The 25,844-nt window shown below is 49.9% G+C and carries 21 protein-coding genes; 9 read left to right on the forward strand and 12 right to left on the reverse strand.

Features of this window, described 5'->3' with window-relative positions:
* Positions 1-6: 6 nt before the first annotated feature.
* From ACYVH9_RS20850 to ACYVH9_RS20865, 4 genes are all read left to right on the forward strand, one after another.
* Complete coding sequence (locus tag ACYVH9_RS20850) at positions 7-3,468, forward strand: ATP-binding protein (protein ID WP_460638330.1); 3,462 nt, start codon at positions 7-9, stop codon at positions 3,466-3,468.
* A 132-nt stretch (positions 3,469-3,600) separates the two neighbouring features.
* Positions 3,601-4,227, forward strand: a complete 627-nt coding sequence (trpF, locus tag ACYVH9_RS20855; RefSeq protein WP_460638331.1) for a phosphoribosylanthranilate isomerase — start codon at positions 3,601-3,603, stop codon at positions 4,225-4,227.
* A gap of 144 nt (positions 4,228-4,371) precedes the next feature.
* Positions 4,372-4,884 carry a PspC domain-containing protein gene (locus ACYVH9_RS20860; protein WP_460638332.1) on the forward strand — a complete coding sequence of 171 codons (513 nt, stop codon included), beginning with the start codon at positions 4,372-4,374 and terminating at the stop codon, positions 4,882-4,884.
* A complete protein-coding gene (locus tag ACYVH9_RS20865; protein WP_460638333.1) occupies positions 4,884-5,858 on the forward strand; it encodes a LiaI-LiaF-like domain-containing protein in 975 nt (324 codons plus the stop codon). Before ACYVH9_RS20860 ends, ACYVH9_RS20865 begins: the two co-directional genes overlap by 1 nt.
* Before the next feature lie 75 nt (positions 5,859-5,933).
* Here ACYVH9_RS20865 and ACYVH9_RS20870 read toward each other — a convergent pair whose 3' ends face one another.
* The 5 genes from ACYVH9_RS20870 to ACYVH9_RS20890 all read right to left on the reverse strand — a co-directional run bounded on the left by ACYVH9_RS20870 (position 5,934) and on the right by ACYVH9_RS20890 (position 12,775).
* Positions 5,934-7,172: an ABC transporter permease gene (locus tag ACYVH9_RS20870; RefSeq protein WP_460638334.1), complete on the reverse strand. Its 1,239-nt coding sequence runs from the start codon at positions 7,170-7,172 to the stop codon at positions 5,934-5,936.
* 440 nt (positions 7,173-7,612) lie between these two features.
* Positions 7,613-8,512 (reverse strand): hypothetical protein, encoded by a 900-nt coding sequence (locus tag ACYVH9_RS20875; protein WP_460638335.1) that lies wholly within the window; start codon positions 8,510-8,512, stop codon positions 7,613-7,615.
* Between the two features lie 809 nt (positions 8,513-9,321).
* Positions 9,322-10,875: a hypothetical protein gene (locus ACYVH9_RS20880; protein ID WP_460638336.1), complete on the reverse strand. Its 1,554-nt coding sequence runs from the start codon at positions 10,873-10,875 to the stop codon at positions 9,322-9,324.
* 23 nt (positions 10,876-10,898) lie between these two features.
* The gene (locus ACYVH9_RS20885) at positions 10,899-11,588 is read right to left on the reverse strand and encodes a hypothetical protein (protein ID WP_460638337.1); all 690 of its coding nucleotides are present in this window, start codon (positions 11,586-11,588) and stop codon (positions 10,899-10,901) included.
* A gap of 926 nt (positions 11,589-12,514) precedes the next feature.
* A complete protein-coding gene (locus ACYVH9_RS20890) occupies positions 12,515-12,775 on the reverse strand; it encodes a hypothetical protein (RefSeq protein ID WP_460638338.1) in 261 nt (86 codons plus the stop codon).
* 978 nt (positions 12,776-13,753) lie between these two features.
* On the opposite strand from ACYVH9_RS20890, the gene ACYVH9_RS20895 reads away from it, so the two are divergent.
* From ACYVH9_RS20895 to guaA, 3 genes are all read left to right on the forward strand, one after another.
* Complete coding sequence (locus ACYVH9_RS20895) at positions 13,754-14,980, forward strand: exo-beta-N-acetylmuramidase NamZ family protein (RefSeq protein ID WP_460638339.1); 1,227 nt, start codon at positions 13,754-13,756, stop codon at positions 14,978-14,980.
* A gap of 118 nt (positions 14,981-15,098) precedes the next feature.
* A complete protein-coding gene (locus ACYVH9_RS20900; protein ID WP_460638340.1) occupies positions 15,099-17,132 on the forward strand; it encodes a T9SS type A sorting domain-containing protein in 2,034 nt (677 codons plus the stop codon).
* 125 nt (positions 17,133-17,257) lie between these two features.
* Positions 17,258-18,790, forward strand: coding sequence for a glutamine-hydrolyzing GMP synthase (gene guaA / locus ACYVH9_RS20905; RefSeq protein ID WP_460638341.1), 1,533 nt, complete (start codon positions 17,258-17,260; stop codon positions 18,788-18,790).
* An 89-nt stretch (positions 18,791-18,879) separates the two neighbouring features.
* Here guaA and ACYVH9_RS20910 read toward each other — a convergent pair whose 3' ends face one another.
* Complete coding sequence (locus ACYVH9_RS20910) at positions 18,880-19,077, reverse strand: hypothetical protein (RefSeq protein ID WP_460638342.1); 198 nt, start codon at positions 19,075-19,077, stop codon at positions 18,880-18,882.
* An 11-nt stretch (positions 19,078-19,088) separates the two neighbouring features.
* On the reverse strand, positions 19,089-19,373 hold the full coding sequence (locus tag ACYVH9_RS20915) for a hypothetical protein (protein WP_460638343.1): 285 nt from the start codon (positions 19,371-19,373) through the stop codon (positions 19,089-19,091).
* Positions 19,374-19,449: 76 nt separating this feature from the next.
* On the opposite strand from ACYVH9_RS20915, the gene ACYVH9_RS20920 reads away from it, so the two are divergent.
* Positions 19,450-20,253, forward strand: coding sequence for an alpha/beta fold hydrolase (locus ACYVH9_RS20920; protein ID WP_460638344.1), 804 nt, complete (start codon positions 19,450-19,452; stop codon positions 20,251-20,253).
* A gap of 7 nt (positions 20,254-20,260) precedes the next feature.
* Here the strand turns inward: ACYVH9_RS20920 and ACYVH9_RS20925 are convergent, their stop codons facing one another.
* Entirely contained in the window at positions 20,261-20,839 is a 579-nt protein-coding gene (locus ACYVH9_RS20925) for a hypothetical protein (RefSeq protein WP_460638345.1), read from the reverse strand.
* 41 nt (positions 20,840-20,880) lie between these two features.
* Positions 20,881-21,381 carry a GbsR/MarR family transcriptional regulator gene (locus ACYVH9_RS20930; RefSeq protein WP_460638346.1) on the reverse strand — a complete coding sequence of 167 codons (501 nt, stop codon included), beginning with the start codon at positions 21,379-21,381 and terminating at the stop codon, positions 20,881-20,883.
* A gap of 120 nt (positions 21,382-21,501) precedes the next feature.
* Here ACYVH9_RS20930 and ACYVH9_RS20935 point away from each other — a divergent pair, with 120 nt between their 5' ends.
* Positions 21,502-23,901 carry a penicillin acylase family protein gene (locus ACYVH9_RS20935; RefSeq protein ID WP_460638347.1) on the forward strand — a complete coding sequence of 800 codons (2,400 nt, stop codon included), beginning with the start codon at positions 21,502-21,504 and terminating at the stop codon, positions 23,899-23,901.
* 5 nt (positions 23,902-23,906) lie between these two features.
* Here the strand turns inward: ACYVH9_RS20935 and ACYVH9_RS20940 are convergent, their stop codons facing one another.
* From ACYVH9_RS20940 to ACYVH9_RS20950, 3 genes are read right to left on the reverse strand one after another with little or no spacing between them, the layout of a single operon-like run.
* Positions 23,907-24,587, reverse strand: a complete 681-nt coding sequence (locus ACYVH9_RS20940) for a hypothetical protein (protein WP_460638348.1) — start codon at positions 24,585-24,587, stop codon at positions 23,907-23,909.
* Positions 24,588-24,639: 52 nt separating this feature from the next.
* Entirely contained in the window at positions 24,640-25,038 is a 399-nt protein-coding gene (locus tag ACYVH9_RS20945; protein ID WP_460638349.1) for a GntR family transcriptional regulator, read from the reverse strand.
* A 2-nt stretch (positions 25,039-25,040) separates the two neighbouring features.
* On the reverse strand, positions 25,041-25,835 hold the full coding sequence (locus tag ACYVH9_RS20950; protein ID WP_460638350.1) for a hypothetical protein: 795 nt from the start codon (positions 25,833-25,835) through the stop codon (positions 25,041-25,043).
* Positions 25,836-25,844 lie beyond the last annotated feature (9 nt).

Raw genomic sequence — 25,844 nt, forward strand, 5'->3', positions numbered from 1 at the left:
TCGGCTTTGTCTGCAACTAATCTACCTGAATTTGAGGTATCCGAACAATTTCTAGCGGGAGGGGGTGAAATGGGGCAACTGATCCGGTCGATGGATTGGTCGAAAACCGCCTTGGGACCAACCTCTACCTGGCCTCAGAGCTTACGTACCTCTGTTAGTTTATGTCTCTCCTCAACGTTTCCGATCCTGATTGCCTGGGGGCCCGAAACCATTCAGATTTACAACGACAGCTACCGGCCAATCTGTGGGGCAAAGCACCCCGAGTCAATGGGCCAGAATTTCCGGATTTGCTGGGAAACGGCCCTGCCTGTGGTGGGTGATAAGTTTACCCGTGGGCAACAGGGGGAAGGTACATACATCAAGGACCAGCGCATGTTTCTGGACCGGTATGGCTACCTGGAAGAAGCGTTCATGACCTTTTCGTTTGCGCCCATTCGGGACGAATCGGGCGAGGTCGGTGGCATTTTTCACCCCATTACCGAAACGACCGATAAGATGCTCAGCGCCCGTCGGACACAGGTGCTGCGAGACATTGCTTCGTTGACCAGCCAGGCGAAAACCAACGACGATATTTACGCCGGTCTGACGGCAGCCGCTGCGGATTTCGACCTTGATTTGCCCTTTCTGCTATTTTATGAACTTCAGGAAGAAGGGCAACGGGCCCGCTTAGTAAGCACGGCGGGTTTATCGGGTGAGCAGCCCGTTCCCGACGGTTTGGATGACCTGAGTACCGCAGAAACCGAGTGGCTTACCGATTTGCACCAGACGCAGGAAATCTCGGAGGTGGCCCAACGAATCGGTGCGTTGGTGGGCGGCCCTTATCCCGAACCACCCCATACCGTTCTGCGCTTGCCCATTTTTTTATCGACCAAAGAACAGCCAGTGGGTTTCTTTCTGGCGGGCGTAAGTCCGCGACGGGCGCTTGATCAGGATTATCTGAACTTTTACGCCTTGCTGGCAAATACGATCAATATGGCGTTTTCGAATGTTTATGCATACCAGGAGGAGCAAAAACGGGCAGAAGCGCTGGCGGCCATCGACCGCGCCAAGACGGCATTTTTCAGTAACATCAGTCACGAGTTCCGGACGCCATTGACCCTGATGCTGGGGCCATTGGAAGAACTGCTGCGGGATGATGATTTGCAGAGCTCTACGTACAAAGAGCCGGTGGAAGCCACCCACCGGAATGCCTTGCGCCTGCTGAAGCTGGTGAATAACCTGCTGGACTTCAGTCGAATTGAAGCCAATCGGGTTAAGGCTAGCTTTCGGCCACTGGACTTGCTGGGGCTGACGGTGGACCTGGCCAGTAGTTTCCGGTCGCTTATTGAACGGGCGGGACTACGCTATACCGTTCAGTGCGAGCCATTGCCGCCGGGCCTGTATGCCGACGCGGAAATGTGGGAGAAAATCGTCCTGAATCTTCTGTCGAATGCCTTCAAATATACACTGCAGGGTGAAATTCGGGTTGAATTGAAAGCCGAAGGGAGAAATGTGGTGCTGCGGGTAGCGGATACCGGAATTGGGATACCGGAAAAGGAATTGCCGCACATGTTCGAGCGGTTTCACCGGGTGGAAAACGCGGGTGGACGTACCTACGAAGGCAGCGGAATCGGTCTGTCGCTGGTGCACGAACTGGTGCGTTTGCATGCGGGTTCGATTACGGTGGAAAGTGTAGAAGGAGAAGGGAGCGTCTTTACCGTGCGTATACCGATTGGAAAAGATCATCTGCCAGCCGGTCAGGTGATTGAGGACACGCAACTGAATAAGGGCATCAGTCAACTGGCAGATTCCTTCCTGAAAGAAGCCCGGACAATGCTGTCGGACGAAAAAATACCCGCCGATCCAACGGAAGCAACGCCCAAAGAACCTGAGGTCGATCTGGCCACGAGTATCCTGGTGGTGGACGACAATGCCGACATGCGGGCGTACCTAACCCGGTTGCTGGAACCGTATTTTACAGTTCATACCGCCACTAACGGAGCGGATGCACTTCAGCAATTGACCCGTCATACTCCCCAGCTCATTTTGAGCGATATCATGATGCCGGTGCTGGATGGGAAAGAACTGTTGCATCGGTTGAAACAAAATCCGGCCACGGCGCATATCCCGCTGATTTTTCTCTCCGCCCGGGCGGGGCAGGAGGCCCGGATCGACGGGCTCGAAGCAGGTGCCGACGATTACCTGGTAAAACCGTTCTCGGGCCAGGAGTTGCTTACAAAAGTTCGGGGTCAGATCTCGCTGAATCAGTCGCGTCGACAAATTGAAACGCGGCTGCGGAATCTGGTCCAACAGGCCCCCGTGGCGATGTTGCTGGTGAAAGGCGATGAACTGATTATTGAGTTGATCAACCAATCCATGACCGAGCTTTTTCAGCAGGAAACCGATGGCCTGGGAAAACCGCTTCTCGAAGTCTGGCCGGAACTTCGGGAGCAGACGTTTGTAGAAAGGTGCCGACACGTTTACCAAACGGGCGTTTCGGATCGGAGCTGGGCGCTTCCCATGCCGATCTGGCGGAATGAAACGCAGGAAACCGGGTATTTTAATATTCTAATTTCGCCGTATTACGAAGGCAGCCTGATTACGGGCGTATTGGCCATTTGTACCGAAATTACCGAACAGATTCTGGCGGTTCAGCAGGTGGCCGCCAGCGAAGCCCGCTACCGGCAGCTTTCGGCTGAGCTGGACGAGCAGGTTCGGCAGCGAACCCACGAGTTACAGGCGTCGGTGCTCGATCTACGGCGATCCAACGACAATCTGCAGCAGTTCGCTTACGTGGCTTCTCACGATTTGCAGGAACCTTTGCGCAAAATTCAGTCGTTCGGGGATTTGCTGCTGAAACAGTATGCTGATCAACTGGACGATGGGCGCGATCACCTGATCCGGATGCAGTCGGCCGCTCACCGGATGTCGCGGCTGATCAAAGACTTGCTGACGTACTCCCGGATTTCGACCCGGCAGGAAGCCAGCCGGTCGGTATCACTTTTGCAGGTGGTGAATACCGCCATGACGGATTTGGAGCTGGTCATTCGGGAAACCGGGGCGCAAATCCGGGTGGCACCATTGCCGACTATCCAGGGCGATCCCTCTCAGCTGGGCCAGCTTTTTCAGAACCTGTTGGGCAACGCCCTGAAATTCCGCCGGCCGGAGGTAAGCCCCGAAATTCGGGTCGATTGGAGTCGGGTGCTGGCCCAGGACCTGCCCGCTGCGGTCAATCCGGTTCGGAAAACCGAGCGGTATTACCGAATCGACGTAACCGACAATGGGGTGGGCTTCGACCAAAAATACGTAGACCGGATATTTCAGGTTTTTCAGCGGCTACACGGTAAAAGCTCATTTTCCGGAACCGGCATTGGGCTTGCCATTTGTGAAAAAGTAGTGACCAACCACGGCGGAGCCATTACTGCCACCAGCGAACCCGGCAAAGGGGCTACGTTCAGTATTTATCTGCCCGACCATTCGCCCGCATGAAACCTTGCAAAACAAAATTTGGGGAATATCCGGGCTGAACGCAAAAGCAGGTTTACATTTGCGGGATTAGACCAGATCGGGTACGGTTTCGACCGGTTTCTCCGAAAACCGTGCGCCGAAAATTGAAACCACATGGCTTTAGAAACAATCGTTAAAATCAGTAACGTAACCAATTTGAGTGACGCCCGCTACTGCGCCGGGATGGGCGTCGATTTGCTGGGTTTTTCCATGGACGGAAGTTCCAACCAGTACGTAGCGCCCGAAAAATTTAAGGAAATCCGTTCGTGGGTGGCTGGCCTGCATATCGTTGGCGAAACGAATTCAATAGATGCCGTCGAAATTGAACAGTTACTGGAATTGTATCGGCCCGACGTACTGCAAATCGAAGAGCCAGCCTTGTTGCCGTATCTATCGACGTTCGACTGCCGCATCATCCTGAAAACCGACCTGTCGTTGGTGACGCTCGACCAGTTGGAAGCAGTTTTTGCGTCGGTTTCCTCGGATCAGGTGGATTATTACCTGCTCGAAAGCAAAGGAGCCGTCAACCTGGACGACGAGTTGAAAGCCGTACTGCAACGCCTGGCGACCCGCTATCCTGTTTTGCTGGGATTCGGTTTTTCGGCAGATTCAGTCCATGCGTTGCTGGCCGACATCCCGGTGCAGGGAATTGCGCTGACAGGTGGGGATGAAGAACGCCCCGGTTCGCGGGATTTTGGCGAATTGATGGACATTCTGGAAGCCATCGAAACTGACGATTAAATTATTAGGTTTTACCCGGTAGTATGTATTACCTATTATCATGTGTAGCGTACTTCCATCCCAAGCCACGTCCATTCTTCCCATCTTACTTTTAAGCTACCCAAAACGGGCCTAGGTTTACAGCGTATTTTAATGAATACGCTCATGACTAAACGCTTAGAACGTTATCGCGACGAGGCCATGTTGGGCGGTGTAGCCGCTGGTCTGGCCCATTATTTCAACATCGACCGGACGTTGATCCGGGTTCTTTTTGTGGCTGGCTTTTTCATGCCCCACGTTCCGTCCCTGATAATTTATGCTATCTTGTGGATCGTGTTGCCGGAGCGGGTTTCCGGCTATTACACCGAATATCAAGCTGAACCTTCAACCAATCTGTACACAACCATGAATACAAATGAACGCAATGGCAACCTCGTTGGGGGGGCAATTCTGGTCGGAATCGGGGTTCTTTTCCTGCTCGATCGCTGGTTTGATATCCGTTTTGGGGATATGTGGCCGCTGATCCTGATCGGAATTGGTGCCTGGTTGATTGTCAAAGACCGGAACCGGAATGACAACCCGCCACCGTCGGATCGTTACAACAGTGGCTCGAATCCATACAACTCGGGTTCGAATGATCCCTACGGTCCTACTAATCCGCCACAACAGCCGCTCTGATGATGACTAGAGGAGGTTTATTCTGGGGTATTGCGTTGATCACGCTGGGCGTGATCTTCATGGGACAGAACTACAATTGGTTCGACATCGATTGGGGCTTCTTCTCGCGCTTCTGGCCAGTGTTGATTATCCTGGCCGGGTTGAACCTGATCTTTGCCCGCCGAAACTCCGGTGCGGCTTTGGTGACTACCGTGTTGCTGGCTGTGTCGGTTCCGCTGGCTATTGTCGGGGCGTTTAGTGGCCGCTACTGGAACCATGACCGGTATGAGTATAGTCAGGACGATGACAGCGATGAGGAAGAACGTCGCGATGATGATGACGAGGATAATCACCGCTCCAAGGTGCATACCAGCCACATTGCCGAACCCATGGATTCCGTTATTCAGCAGGCCCGGCTGAAGTTTGAGAGCGGAGCCGGACGGTTTTACATTGGCTCGCCGACCGATAGTCTGATACAGGCCGACACCCGAATGAGTGTCAGCAAGTATAGCATGTCGGTGAGCCGGGACGATGAAGGCCGGTCAGCCGATATCGAACTGAAACTGGATGATGAAGAGATAAAGCTCAAATCGGGCGAACTGGTCAATCTGGTTGATCTGCGTTTAAATCCGAAACCGAGCTGGGATTTTGATTTTGGAATCGGTGCCGGAAAGGCCGCCTTCGATTTAAGCGCGTATGCCGTCCGGTCGGTCAAGTTAGGGGCGGGGGCGGCCGATATTGAACTGAAATTGGGGGACCGGGCTTCTCAGTCTGATATCAAAATTGAATCGGGTGTAACATCCGTCACGGTCAAGATTCCGAAAACGGTTGGTTGCCAGGTTGAAACCCAGGGCGCTTTAACGGTTAAAAAACTCGACGGTTTTGATCAGATAGGCGGAGGTGTTTACCAAACGCCAGCGTACGGCAGCAGTACGAAGAAAATCACAATTCGTTACGAAGGAGGAGTGTCCCGATTTGCCGTCGAACGATATTAATTGTTCAGGCAACTGAGCAAAACCGTTCACCACTATGAAAAGCAACCCGGCAGGTTCTGAAACCTGCCGGGTTTATTATTTTTTAAACACCAGTGCTTTAACCGGTTGAATGCGGGTGGCAATGAGGGTAGGGAGCCAAAGAACCAATGCAATGACGGTGATCGTGGCCAGGTTGACCAGCCCGATAATCCCAAAGTTCCAGGCAATCGGAACCGTGTCCATGTAGTAGTTTTTGGGATCGAGCGGAATTAGTTTGAAATAGTACTGAAGCGCACACAGACCCATGCCAACGAGGTTGCCAATCAGCAGCCCCCGAAACACCATATTGAGCCCAACGTACAAGAAAATGCGCCGGATCAAGTTATTTTGACTGCCGAAGGCTTTCAGTAGACCGATCATGGGCGTTCGTTCCATCATGAGGACAAGCAAAATAGCCACCATGTTAAAACCCGCGACGAAGAGGATCAGGGCCAGAAAAATCCCGGTGTTCTGATCGAGCAACATCATCCAGTCGAACAACGGTTTGTAGGTGTCGGTAACCCGCATGGGGCGCATATCGGGCGAGGCCGCATCGCGCACCTGCCGGTAGGTTTCATCCAGTTGGTTGAAATCCTTGACGAAGATTTCGTAACTGCCCACCGAATCGGGCCCCCAATTGTTTAGTTGCTGAATGAGTCGTAAATCTCCGATCACCATGACGTTGTCCCCTTCTTCAAGTCCCGTGTCATAGATGCCCGAAACCTGAAGTTTGCGCGGACGTAAGGTATTGCCAATGAAATACATAATTACATCATGCCCCACACCAAGTTGAAGCCGCTCCGAAATGCGCTTGCTAATCAGAATCTGGCAGGAGTAACCCGGGTTGCATTGCGCACTGTCTTTGAAAAACTGCGGTAGTTTGCCAGCCACCAGCGAACTCTGAAACAGATTCCAGTCGTATTCTTTCCCGACACCTTTCAGAATCGCTCCCGATAATTCGTCGGCGGTTTTGAGCATTCCGGCTTTGGTGGCCACGCCCTGGATGTGCCGGATGTTCTCGATCGTTGAAGCCTGTTTGTAGAGGGGTGTCTGAAGCTCCAGGGGCGTTTCTTCGTAGGAATTGTTCAGTGAAAACTTCGAAACCGTAATGTGAGAGCCAAACACAAAAATCTTTTGCTGAATGGCGTATTTGTAACCGAACAGGACTGCAAAAGCAACAATGATACTGGCCAGACCAATAGCAATACTTGCGATGCCAACTTTAGTAACAGTCGCTGAAAAACTCGTTTGGGTGGTGTGACGGATGCGCTTGGCAATAAAAAATGGAACGTTCAAGCGGAAAAGAGTTAAGTCGTCGTAGTCAGATTAGCGCACTGTTTGCAGTTTTATAAACTGAAAAAGTGCGAACCGGTTAACGGTTTTCTATAAAATACCACCTAAATGTAACAGATGTGGGCGGTACTACCTAATCCTTCAGCGGTTTCGTCACGCGTTTTGCCAGATGCGGGCTTGTTCGGCCAAAACAAGCGCCTGGGATCGTTTGTGCCATCTTTTAACATGCCTCAGGTATAGTTCTTCAGCCTCACTGTCACGGAGGCTTTGTGCTTGATTTTACCGGATTGCTAAATCATACGTAGATTTGTCGAAAGCCCAGAAATTGTTGAGGGACATTGTAAAAGTCAGGGTCGGAGTAGCTACTTCGACCCTGATCAATACTGAACTCCCGGCAGGGGTGTCAGTCCAAACCCACGGTACAGAGGGCTGAAACCGGCAGCTTAGTAGCTCTCATAATCATACGTTAAAATTTCGGTTACTTCACCTTTAGAGGTTGTTGTTCGGCTTGTTGGCAAATTAGCACTGTTGTAGGTATACGCATACGTGTTGGTGCCGTCTGAGAGCACGTTGTTCCGACTGAGATTGAATAAGTTGTCGAAACCACCAAAATACGTGTAATAATCCAGGATACCGGAACGGGGATTGGAAAGCTGGACCTTAAAAGGGGCCGGAATGACAAATACGCCGTAGAAAGGGTTGAGTCCTGTATCATGCGTAAAATTGATCGTTTGTGTGCCAGTGGAGGACGATGCCGGGGCACGACTGAGGGTTGACGTTACCACAGCCTGGGTTAAGTTCCGGCCGGTAAAGGTATATTCACTTTCCTCACGATAGGAAATCGGGTACAATGAAAAGGATTTGGCGCTGCTTTTCAGCACATTCGTAGGGTGATATTGAAAAAGTACCTTCCAGCTATTGTCTCCACCGTCCAGGTTATTATTGTAGTCTAGCTGAGAAACTTGCCCGGCTATGTTATAGCTGTACAAATAAGTTTCAACCGGAGTCGGGTTGGTTCCTGATCGTCTTACGATCTCCCGGCGGAGTTGCGTTAGGCGGTTTTGGGCATCATACGTATAGATGCTCTGTTCAACCGGAGCCTGCGTGCTGTCGGGTGTCTGATAAGTAAGAATCATGCTCAGTCGATTCTGGGCATCATAACTAAACATGCTGACTTTTTGAGTCGCACTGACCCGGGCCGACATGTCAGGGATTTCCTGCGTGATGGATTTAATACGAAGGCGGTCGATGACGGAGCCCGGAGAAACGGCCGGGATGCGGTGGTCATCACAACTTAGCAACCCAACTGCTGCTAACAAGCAAACAACGACACGAAGGAGCATACATGTTCTCATAGCTTTTTCCAGATAAGGTAACTGATTAGAATGTAGAATCGGTACGAACTCCCTTAGAATGAGAGCGTTTCGAGATCTAAATTATACTATTTGAGTATACGTTTACATTATTTTAATCTAACGGTAGAGGCTATTGCTTTTGCTAAGTAATTGGCGATCTTTTTATGGTTGTTCAGGAAAAATGAAGCTTGAAGGCAGAGATATTGCAGTGCAGGTAGGCATGGGTTGACACAGCCCATAAAAACCGTATCCTACGTTGGCAAAAAAATGAAGAACCGAAAGAGGACGTAAGGAGTTTAGTTTACCAGCCTTACCCACTGATCAATTCGAACGTTTTGGTTCTGGGGCCAATGATCAGATCAGATTTACAAAACTGTTGGTAATAATGAACGGGAATGGAGTTGAAGAGCAGTAGGTTACAGAGCAACCCGAAGGAAATAAAAAAAGCCCAGGTTATCGCTGGGCACATCTATGGACAATGAATTGCAGTTAACTACGTCGAGTTAAGTGCGTGATAGGATGTGCGAATATAACAACATTTAATGATTAAATTTTAATAAGGCAGAAAATATGCATCGACTACCTGGTTTGGTGCATGAACGGCATGAGCCATTCACTCGCCATATCAGGCTGGAGTATCATTTCGGCTCTATTTTGTCTAAAATGTTGACCAGGAGCCTGTCTCTCAAAAGACGTGAAAGCGGTTACCGAAACCGTTTTACAACCCTGCTAAAACGAACGGTTTGTGACTGACAAGCCACAAACCGTTGTTGTTCGATCAACCTAACCTTGGATTACTATTTACAAGCTTCGGTGTTCGATTTCAGCACGTAATTTAAAGTGCGGCTTTCGGAGGCAGTACCCGTTGTGAAACGCTCCGACCAGGTGCCTTCATAGTCTACCCGCGCTTCATAAGCCGTATTAGGTGCCAGGCCCACCAGCGTTCCCTGTCCATTGACAAAGGTAGTGCCTACCAGAGACGCGGCATCGCCATTTGCCGGACCATACCGCACCAAAACGGTTGGATACACTTCCACATTTTTACCATTTTCGCAGGAAGCCCGAACCGTAAAGGTGACATTGACCGCACCTTGGGGGGCCGAGACGGCCAACGCATGTGTTCCGCACATCGTCGCAACACGGGAGGTCCCCAGGAGGCTACCCGAGGAGGAGAATACCGACAACTCAGCTGCCCCTTCACTGACTGCTCCAAAATCCAGGGTGGAACTACTGCTGGTGCCAGAGGCCCGTAAAATACCGTCCCGCACCAGTTCATACCGATACGCGTATCCCGCCGGTAAGCCGCTGATGTTCCAGATCGCCTGGCAAGTTGACGCTACATTTTGTGCCTGCGCTGCGGCATAATCCGTGAAATGGCTTACCGAAAAGCGCACTCCTAACCCGGAACCGATTGCTTCGACCTTCGCATCCTGAACAAAGGACCAGTTTCCCGTTTTTTCGTTCCGCATGTAGATTCCTAGGTCGTCACCTATCTGCACACGTTGCCCCGTCTTTTTATTAATGTAAGTAGGGGAAATGCCCATTGCGATCCCAATCGGTTTGCTGAAGTTCGTAACGGATTGCCCAGCCTGATTGGTCAGGTTAATGGAAGTGTAGCCGGCCACACTCAGGGAAACGTTCGTCGTTGCGCCGGCATTGGCACCAACGGGGGTCGTCAGCCCGATAGGAATGCTGGCTGCATCCGCGGCAAAAGCGGCCACCGATGCGCCGACGTTGCCCGTGATGGTGGTGCCCTTGTCATCTTTCATAACCGTGCCGCTGGGGAACTGAATGGAAGTGGGGACAGCCGTAGCTACTACAATTTGTTTCTCGGCCGGTAGCGTACCGTTGGCGGCCAGACTGATCTGGTCGTTTTTGACAGCTACACCAGTCGGCGGATCGGATTGTTTAACCAGCCGAATCACGAAAGGATCATTAAGATCTTTGGTCAGGCGTAAATCAATAGCCGAAGGAATATAACCGGCGGCACTGGCCACTACCCTGAGTTGAGCCGGGGCCTGGCTGGTGGGGACAGCGCCCTGCAAGCCCAGAAAGAGGTCGCCTTTCGGACTGGTGTACGTTGTCTGGGCTTTGCCGTCAAAGGAAACTATCCGGTTGGCATCGTTGCCGGAGATAGTGACCTGAACCGGAATAGTTAATGACTGGCCGGTTTTGGCATCGACGACTAGCCCCTGTATTTGTGTTTTGGTCGGTCGGTAGTTTAGTTTATAGGTCACCCCCTTCAATGGATCCAGATTTTTTAAGTCATTACAGCTTCCCAGCAAGAGAAGCAAGGCAAGGCCCATCGCGGACGCTTTTGGGGCGGTATATAAGTTTCGTAACGTTTTCATGGTACAAAAATTAGAGTAAAGAACTATAAACGGTAAGCGAGCCCCAGGTTGAGAACGGGATAAAACTTAAGCGGCTGGAGGTTTTGCTCAATCACCGCGCCCTGATCGCTGGAGGGCTCAAGCATACCGGTTGTTACGAGCGTGACTTGGGGCGATTGCTGGTAGAACAGGCCCAGGTCCACCATGAACGTCAGCTTACTACCCCGAAAGGGATGGCCCCAGCCTAGGCCCAGATAGGGGGCCAGTTTGTTGAAAGTCGTCTTGCCGTTCATGGTGCCCACCTCTTGCCGAGTAAAAACCACGTCATTAAATTTGACATCTTTGGTGGGCATGCCGTCAAAGGTTAATTGATTGAGGTTATAAAAAAGCCCCCCTGTTAACCGAAATCCGGCTCGTTGGAAGGGGTAAAAGTCGATCAAGGCATTGACGGAGGCTAATTTGATCTGATAATCAAAGCCCATCTGAATGTCATCGGTCTGCTTGCCGCTGGTCAGGGTTCCGTTGTAACGGAAGAGGCTGGCACCCAGCCGGGCAGAAACGCGGGATGAGACCGATTTGACGACATCCAGCCCCACTCCGGCGGTACCAGCTCGGACGGCAAGGGCTAGGCCGGGTTGAAAGGAGGGGTCGTTGGAGACGCTCGCTCCATCGCTCTGAGCAAAGTTTATCAAAGGCATCAGCAAGCCAATGAAACACAGTAGTACTTTTAGCATCGCTTTTTAGGGAATTTTGTCTGATAATTATCGCTCAAAGATAAATGATAATTGTGAGGAGATTGTTTAGGTATTTCTCTATTGTTATCGGACGGTATTTTTATACATAAGCTATAAATGCTGTTTTGGTCTGAATTCTGGCCGAGCTAGTTAGATTTATAGCGTATTCTAAGAGAATATGAGTAACAGTTTTCCTTACTTAAATAATGCCTTCTCATTTTTGATTATTTTTAGAAGCGCTTTGTAGATCATCCTATCAGATACAATATCGATGATTTGTTTTAAATAGTTGATTAAAAGGATATTGTAGATTAGATGGCAGGGCCTTATTCCTAGGAATAAGGATAATATCGTTATGTTAAATTAAGGGAATTATTACTTATAATCCGGATACAAACAAAATTTAATCCAGAGAGCTCAGGTAAAAGTAAAATGTTCGCGAATTGCAAAGTTTTGTGTATGAAACTTAAAAATTTGTAATTAGATAGTGTTAATATTAGTACAGATACAGCAGGGTATTATTTTAAATAATGTCTTTATTACACTTGAAAAATAGTATTTTAGGAGTAGGTAAAACTGTCTGATAATATATTGTTTGTACCAGCAATTATAATGTTACTTTAGATCCGCTAGTTAGTGGGTAAACTTAGAAAAGGCAATAAGCATGTATTTACGGTAAATTCGGGTAAAGTAGAAAGCAAAACAACCCCGGCAGGTCGCCGGGGTTGTAGTAGTAAATTTAATTTTAGTAGTATCCCTTTTGTTGTATATACATTAGTATATCCCTGTTATTTTATCACCAATAGTTTTATCCGTATTACTGAAAAAATTACGACAACAACTAAGATTATGTTATATAAGCCTTGAATAGTCGGGTACTATCCTACTTCGTCCAGGCGATGAGAAAAGAGCAATCACCCCGTTCTTTATTTTTTTGAAGGCCTGCTGTTCTTTGGTTTTATAAGAATATGCCCATCGTCAGTTAAGGCTTTGGCAAACCGTGTACGAACCACCCAGAAAATCTCCTCATTTTTATGTTTGACCACTGAGTAATCTTTGCCGCTGCTGAACAAACGGTTACAAACCCTTGTAGCATCCAGTAGGTTTGTATACTGCTGTGATTGAGCTTCGTTTATTGCTTTAGCAAGGCGGCTAACTTGCAGATAGGAGCGAATAGATTCAAACATTGAGTAGCTGATATTAAAGTACTTTTACTCAAATATTGCTGATTGTTCATTAAAAAGCAACTAATAATTCATTGTTAACCAAATTTTAATAATAATAAATAGAGTTTTGTGAAATTTTATAATAACATAATATTATTATACCAAATTATGTATTAATGATTGAGCCTGTTTCCATTCGGCTTTGAAAGTACTTTCCTTTTCTACGCTCTGCTGTCGAACGATGCAGGAGAGTTCCATTGTCTATGGTATTTTAATTCCCCTGCGGAATAGCATTCTCTGTCTCTTTCGCACGTTAGTGACTTTAGGCTATGTTCTTGTATACTGATACCTGCCCGAAATCGTATCGTTTACTGCTTCGTGTGATTTTAATGTTACACACTCACAATCCATGTCTGGTAACTATACTATCTGTACAAATTTTTGTGAAAATATTGACGTACTTGCTCAGCTGGAGATGAGTACCAAGACACTTGAGTTAGCGTGACTATCCACTAAATTAAAGCGATTCGGGAAGGGGGGCAAGAAAAAGCTATCAACAACAGTTATCGGTACATCAACAACAAAAAATGGTAAATGAGATCAACGCCTGAACGTTTTTGAGCAGGCTACTTAGCATTTGTTTGTTGGAAGCTCAACTTAGGTTGGGAAAGAGGGTTTCAAAAAAAATCCCTGCACGCAAATCAGGTGCAAGGATTCCGTACCCACCGTAACTTGTACTTAAACATACAAATATACGAGAAGGCAGATTGTAAGCGTTCATAACTGATTATACGGAGAGCGAAGCGGGCATTATTAAAAAAATGGCACGGCCAACGGTTTTTTAATCGGGCTTGCAAATTCGTGCTACCTTTGCGAAAACCTCCCTAATCAGCGAATTGGCTGACAAAAGGTGTTTTTAGGCAAATTTTTCTGTTCATAAGTTCCTGAAAAGGTTGGGACCTGTCCCTGCTAATTTGTTAGGATAAACAACCTGTGACCATGACATCGTCCGCGAAATTGCTAGTTATCATTGGCTTCGTCAGTCTTCTCAGTTTGTCGATGGGATGTTCGGGACAAACAAACCGGCAAACCGATGCCGCAGCCGTGGCCCAAACTATTCAGACGGGGGCCGAGCAAATGAACTTATACGTACCTTCCCTGCTCGGGAAAAAAGTGGGTTTGATTGTCAACCATACTTCGGTCGTTGGCAAAACGCACCTGGTCGATACACTCGTAGCAAAGGGAGTTACAATCAAGACTATTTTTGCGCCCGAACACGGTTTTCGTGGGCAGGCCACCGATGGGGAGCACGTTGCCAATGGACGCGATCCGCGCAGTGGTATCTCGATCATTTCGCTCTACGGCGCCAATCGTCGGCCAACCAAAGCGCAAATGGATTCGCTGGATGTACTTATTTTCGACATTCAGGATGTAGGCACCCGCTTTTACACGTACATCAGCACCATGCACTACGCCATGGAAGCCTGCGCGGAATACAAAAAACCACTCATCGTCTTGGATCGCCCCAATCCGAACGGGCGTTACGTGGATGGGCCGGTTCTGAATCCGAAATTTCAGTCGTTCGTTGGGATGCATCCTATCCCGGTTCTGCATGGATTGACGGTGGGCGAACTGGCCCGTATGATCAATGGTGAAAAATGGCTGAAACCGCTGAAGGGAAGCCAGGAACTGCGGTGTTCGCTGACGGTAGTACCGGTAAAAAATTATTCGCATGAAATGGTGTACACCCTGCCCGTAGCACCGTCGCCTAATCTACCCAATCAGCAGGCTATTTTGCTTTATCCTACGCTTTGCCTTTTTGAGGGGACAATCGTTAGCGTTGGACGCGGAACGGACAAGCAGTTTCAGGTGATTGGTGGGCCCGGTAATCCCCGATTCGGCTCGTATCAGTTTACGCCCGTGGACAAACCCGGCGCTATGAACCCGCCCCAGGAGGGAAAGCTTTGTTACGGAGTAGATCTATCCGGAATCGACGCCACGAAGATGGGCTTTACACTGAAATACATCATCGATTTTTATAATAAGGCCGTCGACAAAGACAAGTTTTTTCTGGCTACGAACTACATTTATAAGCTGTATGGCAGCGAGCAATTGCCGTTGCAGCTCAAAGCTGGTTTGACGGAAGATGCGATCCGGAAGACCTGGGAGCCTGGCCTGGGTGACTACAAACTGAAACGCAAGAAGTACCTCATTTATCCGGACTGATTCCTAACGCTAAATAAAAAGTATGGCCGTACCAACCGGTTTTGGCGCGTTTACGTTAAAACCGGTTGATTAATTGGGGCGAATGGCAGATATTTCGGATTGATATGGAGCGTGTCATATGAAAAAATATTCTACTGTTTTTGGCTGGCTTATTTCGTTTCTATTTCCATTGGCCTCCTTTGCTCAGGTAAACGTAATTTGGCAAAAATGGCCGGCAGCTTTGCAACTATATCCCCGCGACGAGCAAAACAAAGCCGAAGTGCCGCTCGCCGGGCAACTCCAATCAACGGCTTATTCGCACGCATCGGTATGGGTTTTTCAGGATGGTAAAAAGTGGAAATACCAGCGGGTTGCTCTTACGAAAGCGGGTAACCTGTCGCAATTTCAGCTAACGCCTACGATAGCAGCGGGGCAGCATCTGTACAAATTTGAGGTATACGCAGTGAACGGCGCCGATTCGGTGCTGGTCGACGCACGCAATGACATTGTCTGCGGAGATGTGATTGTTTTCCACGGTCAGTCCAACATCACGGGTTATTATCCGGATGACTATTTTTACCGGAACGACTACCTGCGGACGTTTGGTAACAGCTCCTCGGATAACCCCCCCGATACACTCTGGCATTATTCGAACGTGCAGGATGGGCAGCCCGGGCGGATTGGCGCGGTACTCCAGCGGCTGATTCTGGAGAATTTCAAAATGCCGACCTGCCTGATCAACGGGGCCGTTGGCGGAACCTCGGTATTGGAACATGTCGCGCGTAATCCGGCTAACCCGGCAGATCCGAACACCCTGTACGGCAAACCGCTGTACTGGGCCCAAAAGGCTGGCGTAGCCGACCGGGTGAAAGCCTTTGTGTGGCGGCAGGGCGAAAACGAAGCGGGGGGCGGCAAGGCCGACGGATATGATCAGTACCTTAAAACCTTATTTGACTACTGGCAGAAGGATTACCCGAATGTCGGGAAGTTTTATATTGCGCAGATAAACCTGTTGTCCGATGAAAACCTCGGCGCGGCTCAATTACGGGATTTTCAACGCCGGACCCCGCAGCTTTTCCCCCGCACGGAGGCCATCGCTACCGTGGGGCTGGCGGGGTATGATGGGGTGCACTACGATCCGCCGGGGCATTACCAGTTTGCTCATGAACTCTTTCGTCTGATTGCCCGTGATGTCTATAAATCGGATGATGTGGACGGAATCGACTCGCCCTCCATTCAGCGGGCGTATTTTGGCACGGCGAATAAAAACGAAATCGTCCTGGAGTTTGAACCCGGAACAAACATGGTCTGGCAACAGGATACGATAGTGAATGGCCAGAAAATAGACCTGCGTGATTTGATTTATTTTGACTACGCGGGCGATCAGCAGGAACGCGTTATTGCAAGCGGAGTGGCCGACAATAATCGGATTGTACTGAAATTAACAAAGCCGATTTCGGCCAAAACCGTTACCTATCTGCCCAACAGTTACCCCACTGCTTTTCGCGGCCCTTTCCTGAAAAATCGGCGCGGTATGCGGGCATTTACATTCCATAATGTGGCCATTAGTGACACACCGCCCGCACCGGATACCCTATATAGCGGTATGTTGCAAGGAGCCAGTTGCGACAGCATCTGGGGGTGGGCAGGTGCCAGTCCGGGTGCTGCCAATCCGTCTATCACGGTGGACGTTTTAGCCAATAATGCGGTGATCGGCACGTTGAAAGCCACAACCGTTCGAGCGGACCTGAAAAATGGAGAGCGCGGTTTTTCATTTACGACGCCGGAGGTTGTCAAGAATGGACAGAATCAGGCGATTTCGGCCCGCATTGCTGGGAAAAACTTTACGTTGGCGGGTGGTCCCAAAACAATCAATTGCCCGAAAGATTCTCCAATTTTAAATAACCCGGAACGGGAGGATTTGTCGGTGAGTGTGTATCCGAATCCCTCATCGGGCCAGTTTGCTATCAAGCTTTTCATTCCGTCTCGTAAAACGGCTGATCTGCGGATTGCCGACCTGGCCGGTCGGCTGGTGTGGCAGAAAAGCATACAGGGTGCCGGAAAAATCCATGAGGAGATTGTAGAATTACCCGATTCGGTGATGCAGTTGTTGCTGGTTTCGGCCCAATTAGACGGCAGGAAAGCCGTTCGGAAAGTGCTGATTACCCGTTGAGGACGGGAAGGTGGGAAGGTTTTTTCGCCGGATTTGGCACCGAAAGAAAGATTCCCAACGGGATTCGGCAGGATGTATTGTCCGGTTCCTAAAAACCGCCTAATTTTGCGTTTTAGATACGTACCATGACAACCGAACAAATTCTAATTCTCGACTTCGGTTCGCAATATACCCAACTCATTGCCCGCCGGGTTCGCGAACTTAATGTCTACTGCGAAATCCATCCGTATAATCACATTCCCCCCATAAGCCATGATGTAAAGGGAGTCATTCTGTCCGGCAGTCCCTGCTCGGTTCGGGATGAGGACGCGCCCATGGTTCATCTGGCCGCTTTTCGGCATCGCTTACCGATTCTTGGTGTTTGTTACGGCGCTCAGTTGATGGCCCATACCAGCGGGGGAGAGGTGAAACCGTCGGCCATCCGGGAATACGGCCGTGCCAAATTGAGCACCCTCAATGGCGAAAATGCGTTGCTGAAGGGACTTGACGTAAATACGCAGGTCTGGATGTCACACGCCGATACCATTACGTCGGTGCCCGATAATTTCGAAATTATTGCTTCTACGGAAAGCGTGCGCGTTGCGGCTTTTCAGGTGAAGAATGAAAATACGTACGGGATTCAGTTTCACCCCGAAGTAACGCACTCGACGCAGGGGAAAACCTTGCTGAAGAATTTTGTTGTCGATATCTGCGGCTGCGCGCAGGACTGGACGGCCGAGTCGTTTGTGGAATCAACAATTGCCGATCTGCAGCAAAAATTAGGCACTGATAAGGTGGTCATGGCGCTTTCGGGCGGGGTTGACTCGTCGGTTGCCGCCACGCTCGTTCACCGGGCCATCGGACAGAATCTGTATTGTATTTTTGTGGATAACGGTCTGTTGCGGAAAAACGAATTCGAGGACGTTCTCGAATCGTACCAGCACCTGGGCCTGAATATCAAGGGCGTCGATGCCAAAGACCAGTTTTACTCGGCGCTGGCTGGCCTGACGGACCCCGAAGCCAAACGCAAAGCCATTGGCCGGACGTTTATTGAGGTTTTTGACCACGAGTCGCATCTGCTCGAAGGGGTTGACTGGCTGGGTCAGGGGACGATCTATCCCGATGTGATCGAGTCGGTTTCGGTCAAAGGACCGTCGGCGACCATCAAATCACACCATAACGTTGGCGGGTTGCCCGATTTCATGAAACTGAAAGTGGTAGAACCGCTCAACACACTGTTTAAGGACGAGGTAAGAACCGTAGGAAAGGCGCTGGGCTTGCCCGAGGCTATTCTGAAACGGCATCCATTCCCCGGTCCGGGGCTGGCTATCCGGATTTTGGGTGATATTACCGCCGAGAAAGTCCAGATTTTGCAGGAGGTTGATGCGCTCTACATCAACGGGTTGAAAAAATACGGTTTATACGATCAGGTCTGGCAGGCGGGTTCCATTTTGCTGCCGATTCAATCAGTGGGGGTTATGGGCGACGAACGGACGTACGAGCGTGTGGTGGCCCTCCGGGCCGTTACCAGCGTGGACGGCATGACTGCCGACTGGGCACACCTGCCGTATGAATTTCTGGCTGATATTTCCAACGAAATCATCAACCGGGTGAAAGGCGTCAACCGTGTTGTTTACGATATTTCGTCTAAACCGCCGGCAACCATCGAGTGGGAATAACAAAAGTAAGGAGCAACCAGGAATGAGGAACGATAAACTGCGCAAGTCGCTTTTCCATCGTTTCTCATTCCTGGTTTCTCATTAAAAAATTAATCTTCGCTGGTTAGGCCAGAATCATTGTCTTCCTCTTCGTAGCGTGTAGATTCCTCCAAGTCTGGTTCGGGTCCCGGTAAATTACCCGATGGGCTCAGATCGGGCTCCAGTTGTTCGCCAACTTCCTCATCAGTGCGGGCCAGGGTAGAAGCAACGCCCTGATTTTCGTCTTCGGCAGGATTGTAGTTTTCCATACGGTTTTAAGTTAGGTGCCACTTCGGGTGACTTTACCGCCGAGGGCATAGTTATCGTCTTGGTGATGATCGTGTTCGCCGGTCGGGTCACCGTCTTCATCGACCGGTTCGTCGTAAAGGTCCGTTTCCTCCTCAACTTCTTCAAACTCCTCGTCATCATCGGCAATGGCCGCGCCACTCTGGTTGGTGAACAGGCCGGGGCTCATCCGTAAAATACGGGAGCCAATCAGTTCCAGCTTTTCCATAACGTAACGGTTTTGTGTATTGCACAATGAGCCAAATGGCCGCTCATGCATTGGGTTGCGAGTTCATTTATAACAACTCGATTCCAGAAAGGTTTTTTGTAACTTATCGCCGTAAACCTTTACCCTCGTGGAAAAAATACGCATACTCATCCTGTTGGCCTGGTCAGTTACGGTATTCTCCCAAACCGTTCGGGAGTCCTTATTCACGTCGTTTGATGGAACGAAGATTCATTATGAAGTAGCGGGCAGCGGCAGGCCCGTGGTGCTCGTACACGGTTTTATGGGCAGTGGGGCTTCCTGGCAGAAAACCGTTCTGCGGCAATCGCTGCTCGATGCGGGTTATCAGGTCATTCAACTGGACTTACGGGGCAACGGGTTGTCGGATAAACCGCATGCCGTGGCGGCTTATCAGAACGACGCCGAAGCCCGCGACATTATGGCGTTGATGGATCATCTGAAACAGAAGAAGTACAGTGTGGTGGGTTATTCGCGCGGCTCCATCATTACGGCGCGGTTGCTGGTGTTGGATAAAAAGCTGCGTTCGGCGGTGCTGGGCGGTATGGGATCAGAATTTACCAATCCGAACTGGCCGCGCCGAATGGCGTTTGCCGAGCTATTCAGCGGAAAAGCGCACCTTCATCCGGAGTTTCAGGGCGCGTTGAATTCTGCCAAAAACCGGGGCCTGGATACGCTGGCGCTGGGTTTTCAGCAGCAGGCCCAGCCATCGACCAGCCCGGCCGAATTAAGCCAGGTCAAGGTTCCGGTTTTAGTGATTTCCGGTGATCAGGATGAGGACAATGGCCAGGCGGCTGATCTGGCAAAAATGTTGCCCCGCGCCACGTTAAAAACCGTTCCGGGCAATCACAATAACACCTCAGGCTCGGAAGGATTTGCCCGGGAGGTGCTGGCGTTTTTGAAGACGGTTAAATGAAAGTGTCCTAGCGTTTTTGGGTGCCTAAATGCAAAAAGTAGCCGGTGACTGCATTGGCTATAAAACTTGGTGCGACATAACCCCGATAAATCCAAAAATTTCCTAAAGACAAATGAGGTTTATCGGAGAAATGATAAATAATAAGAAAAACGCTTATCCAGGCAACAGCTGCCAAAATATTCCCTCCTGTCCACCACCCATATCGCCATGTTCGAAAGATTTGCGGGCATAACAGCTCTGCAACTAGTTGACTTCCGTAAAAAGAAAGAATGTATTGAATAACGTTTCTTCTGAAAGATAAGCTGGGAAATTGGTAACCTATAAATTCTAAAATATGTCGAAGAAGAATCGCGATTAAAATACAAAATAGGATGGTCGTTACTAGAGTGCACCACCACCAATTTGGTTTAACCGCGGCAGGATGCAAACCAATGGAAATGAATTGAACCGCAACCAGGAAAAGAGGATAGTAATAGACCAACCCTGTTCCTTTAATCATGCTGAAATAATAGGCCCCAATGGGTAAAAAGACCCACAGCAAATACCACTGCTGTTTAAATAAGCTAGTATTTTCGATATTTTTCATATTATATTTTCAGAAAAAATTGAAATTTTGATGCAAAAAAATTAGCGAAACACTTTTAGGAACTGGCTCATCAACCAATTCTCCTCGGCTTTGATGACGGCGTTTAGGGTGTTGTCAGCGAAGCCCACAACCCGGCTGATATCGGTAATGACTTTCTGAAATTCCCTGGCCTCGGGCGAATCGGTTTCAACGGCTTTCAGCTGTTCCAGGACTTCAATAACCGGTGTAATTTCCCGGCGACGGCGTTCTTTAGCTACCTGACGCGCTATTTTCCAAACGTCTTTTTCAGCGTAAAAAAACTCTTTTCGTTCACCCACCTTGAGGTGCTTATAAATTAAACCCCAGTCCATTAAGTCACGGAGATTCATGTTGGCGTTGCCCCGCGATATCTGAAGCGTTTCCATGATAGCATCTGTATCAAGCGGTTCGAGTGATACCATCATCAGTGCATGAATTTGGGCCATCGTGCGATTAATGCCCCACTGGGTTGCCAACGTTCCCCAGGATTGAATAAATCGAGATTTTGCTTCATCAAGTGTCATGGCGTAAATATAAAATATCTTTTTTGAATTTTCAGTAATTATTGAAAGTTTAAATCTTCATTGATAAATAGGAGAAGAGATGAAAATACGGTTTTTTTAGTTTTCACCTGATTCTACACGATGCAAAGAATAGTTTTTATTGCTGTATTAGGACTGCTGTTCAGTAGCCAATCGGGTTGCACACAATCCCAGTCATCTGAAAGACTCACCCTTCCGGGATTGCGGCAACCGGTTGAAATTCTCCATGACCGCTGGGGCGTAGCGCACATTTATGCCCAGAACGAACACGACCTGTTTTTTGCACAAGGGTATACCGCTGCATCTGACCGGCTTTTTCAACTCGAAATCTGGCGTCGGCAGGCTACCGGAACCGTCGCGGAGCTGCTTGGGCCTAAGGAAATCAAACGGGATCAGGGGGCGCGGCTGTTTAAATTCCGGGGGGATCTGGAACCGGAGCTCAAACACTACCATCCACACGGCCCGCAGATTGTCCGTGCCTTTGTCGAGGGGATCAATGCTTACATCCGGCAAATCAATAAAACGCCCGACAAACTCCCGGTTGAATTTAAACTCCTGAAAACCCAGCCGGGTTTGTGGACGCCGGAAGTGGTAATCAGTCGGCATCAGGGATTGCTGGAAAACGTGCGTGATGAACTGAATTACGGGCGACTGGTGCATTTGCTGGGTGCTGATAAAGTCCGCGAGTTGGCCTGGTTCCACCCGAAAACGAAAGCTTCCGAACCTGACTTAACACTGCAGTTGAATGGGGCGGAGTTGTTCCAACCCATTCTGGAACTGTACGAAGCTTTCCGGCTGCCCATCCGGTTTACGGACAAAGACCGGGGGCTAGGTGCCACGGAAGAAGAAGCGGCTGTCTGGTTCGATAACGAAAAAAAGTTTGTTGGATCCAACAACTGGGTGGTGAGCGGTAAGCGATCAGCGAGCGGTTTTCCCATGCTGGCCAACGATCCGCACCGCGCCCAGGCGATTCCGTCGCTACGGTATTGGGTTCATTTGCAGGCGCCTGGCGTGGATGCGCCGGGCTGGAATGTGGTGGGAGCGGGTGAACCGACGTTGCCGGGCGTTTCGATCGGACATAACGAGTTTGGAGCCTGGGGACTGACTATTTTTGAAACCGATAACGAAGATTTGTACGTTTACGAAGCCAATCCGGCTAACCCGGATCAGTACAAATACCGGGGTAAATGGGAGTCGCTGCGGATTGTTGCCGATACAATTCCGGTCAAAGGCCAAAAACCGGTGGTGGTTCAGTTGAAATACACGCGGCATGGCCCGGTGGTGTTCGAAGATGCAGAGAACCGCAAGCTTTACGCCGTGCGGGCGGCCTGGCTCGAAACCGGTTGTGCGCCGTATCTGGCCAGTTTGCGCATGAATCAGTCGAAAAACTGGAATGCGTTTCGGCAGGCCTGCACTTTTAGTCGGATTCCGGGCGAAAACATGGTCTGGGCCGATCGTCAAAACGGATCGATTGGCTGGCAGGCGACGGGCATTTCGCCGGTTCGGCCAAACTGGACGGGGCTGGTGCCAGTGCCGGGTGACGGACGATTTGAGTGGAACGGTTTTCTGCCCATTCGGCAGTTGCCCAGTAAGGCCAACCCGCCGGAAGGCTACCTCATTACAGCTAATAACAACCTGACCCCCGCCAACCATCCACACCGGAATGCCATCGGCTGGGAGTGGGCATCGCCGTCGCGGGCGAACCGGATTGCCGAGGTTCTGAAAGCGACACCAAAACATTCGTTGGCCGACTTCAAAACATTGCAGGCAGATTATGTGTCCGCTCCGGCGCGCAGGCTTGTGCCGTTGCTGAAGAGCCTGCCGACCGCCGACGAACCGGTGGAGTGGGCACGGCAGCAGTTGCTGAACTGGGATTACCGGCTTGATCCAGAATCGATTCAGGCGGCTGTGTACGTAGCCTGGGAAACGAATTTACGGGCTGCCGTTTATGAACAGGTGGTGCCGGAAAATGCCCGGAAATACCTCAGTTCGCTCACAACGGAGCGGGTAATTGAATGGCTGCAACCCCATACGCCGGGACCATTGAAGGGTATTGACCGGGCTGAGTTGATGCTCGATTGCCTGGAAAAGGCCGTGGCCGATCTGACCGACCGGCTGGGTTTTGACCGGACGCACTGGTGGTATGGCCAACCCGCCAACAAACACATTGCGCTTCGGCACCCACTCAGTAACCTCATGGATCCGCAGCAAGCCGCCCAGTACGGGATTGAGCCGGTGGCACGGGGTGGCTACGGCGAAACCGTGAACAATACCGGCAACAGCCTGACTCAGGAACACGGCGCCAGTTTCCGGATCCTGGTCGATACGCAGGACTGGGACAAAACGCTGGGCATCAACAGCCCCGGCCAGTCGGGCGACCCAGCCAGCCCGCATTACCGGGATTTGTTCCCAATCTGGGCCAAAAACGAGTACTTCCCGGTTTATTTCACGAAAGAAAAAATAAAAACCGTCACGGAAAAACGGACGGTTTTGGAGCCGTAAACGTATTACGGATTCAGCTTTTTGAGCAAACTGCCGGGTACCTTCACCGTCGCCAGGCTGTCGGTTTGCAACCGCAGCGTGCCAAAAACATCGCGCTCCGCCATAAAACCGGAGCTATCGCGGGAAACGATTACTGCGGTGTTGATGTGTGTGGTTGGTTTGATGTGAAGATCACTGCCCTGCGTGTCGGTGACGGTCAGGGTGCCTATGGTGCTGTTGGTCAGCAAAACGCCCCCACTTTTCTGAACAACAGCCAGGTTGTTGCTTTCAAAATGGTTTACGTTGCAGCTAATTCGGTTGGTCATGACGGTTTGTAGCGTTGGCGTCAGAATAACGGCTGCGGGAATCGCATCCAGGTACATGTTGGCCCGGGACTGCCAGGGAATGCTTGATGGTATATAATTGACCAGAAGTGTGTCGCCCTGATACCGGAACGTAAATTGCGCCCGGGCCTGATCCGGAAGCCGGATTTCGTGCCTTTGGCCGGTTTGAACACTGACTAATCCGGCGTTATCTCCTTCCAGTTTTAGCACCCGGAATGGTTGCAGGGGAATTGACTCCAGACCATAAAAAGGGTCATTAAAATCAATCTTGTCGTGTTTAACTTTCAGGGCCACGTTCGCGCCGATCAGCGTAAAAAGACCCATAATGAATAAACCAATCAGAAGTTTATTGCTTGTTTTCATGGTAATGTATGATTGATAAGATTGGGGACTGGCTGATCCGCTGGTAGCAGCGTCACCGACCACCCTCGCTGACTTTGTTGGCGTTAAATTCTTTGTCAACGAAAGATTTAAACCGTTCTTCAATGTCCTTCAGGTCAATATCCAGCAGGTACAAACTGCGAAAAAACTGGGGCAGTTCGGTTTCCAGAAACACCTCCCGGCGGTAAGATTTGATGCGTTCAACGGCATCTTCAGCCGCAAAGTATCCGATGCCTCGCTTGTTGTAAATGATATTTTTCTGCTGTAAAAAGTCGTAGGTCCGCACGACGGTATTCGGGTTCACTTCCAGCTCGACGCCCAGATCCCGCACGGAAGGGATTCGCTCGCCCGGCGGCCACTGACCCAGGAGCACTTTCTCGCAGACATAGTCGGCGATTTGAAGGTAAATGGCTTTTTTATCCTGAAAATCCATGCTTAAAGTTCTTTCTCTTTGAAACGGATGTAGGCAATGTACGATAAGGAGGGAATTGCCAGCAGTAAAATGGTATTGACGATGAGGTAGGTCTTACCCGTTAATTCCAGCCGATACCAACGCCGGTTTTCCAGAAAAGATAGTTCCCGAAAGGGAGTTGAACCATACTGCTCATGCCCCGGAATCAGTTGACGAATGATCCAGTCGTTGAGGAATGTCAAAACAAGAAACAGAAGAGCAAAGGCAATGACCCCGGTTTTGACAAAGGGTAGTTTGGAAAAATAGATGGACCCCACCAGAAAAAAGTACGGCGTGATCAGGGCGATGTAGCGCATAACGGGGTCCATGTAGGGGCCTAAAATATTCAGAAATGCATAGTGCGGAGAGCCCTGGGGAAGCCGGGCGTTGATAATCGAAAAGCAGATCCCTTCGGCAGTATAAAAGATGCTCAGAAAAACGGGAATAAACAGCAGCAGCATGGAAAAAGCCACCAGAAATTTCTCCAGCTGGGAGGCTGGCAGGGTCAGATAAGGAATGCCCCGAACCGGTGTGCTGACCATTCGAAAGGCTTCGCTGGCAAACCAGGCACCGGCTCCGGTGGCAATGATGCCAAACATGGTGCCGTGGTTTCGGTATACTGATTCGTGGAAGGCGGTGATCTTGGCGGCACTGGGCATAAATGCAATAAGCCAGACACCAAACAAGACACCAATGCCGAGGAGATATGAGTTGAGATGCTCGTGCAGGTGTAATTTTAGCAGCAGCAGAAAGCGTGGGAAATTAAAGGTCTGATTCATGGTTTAGAA

Source organism: Larkinella harenae (assembly GCF_054780515.1).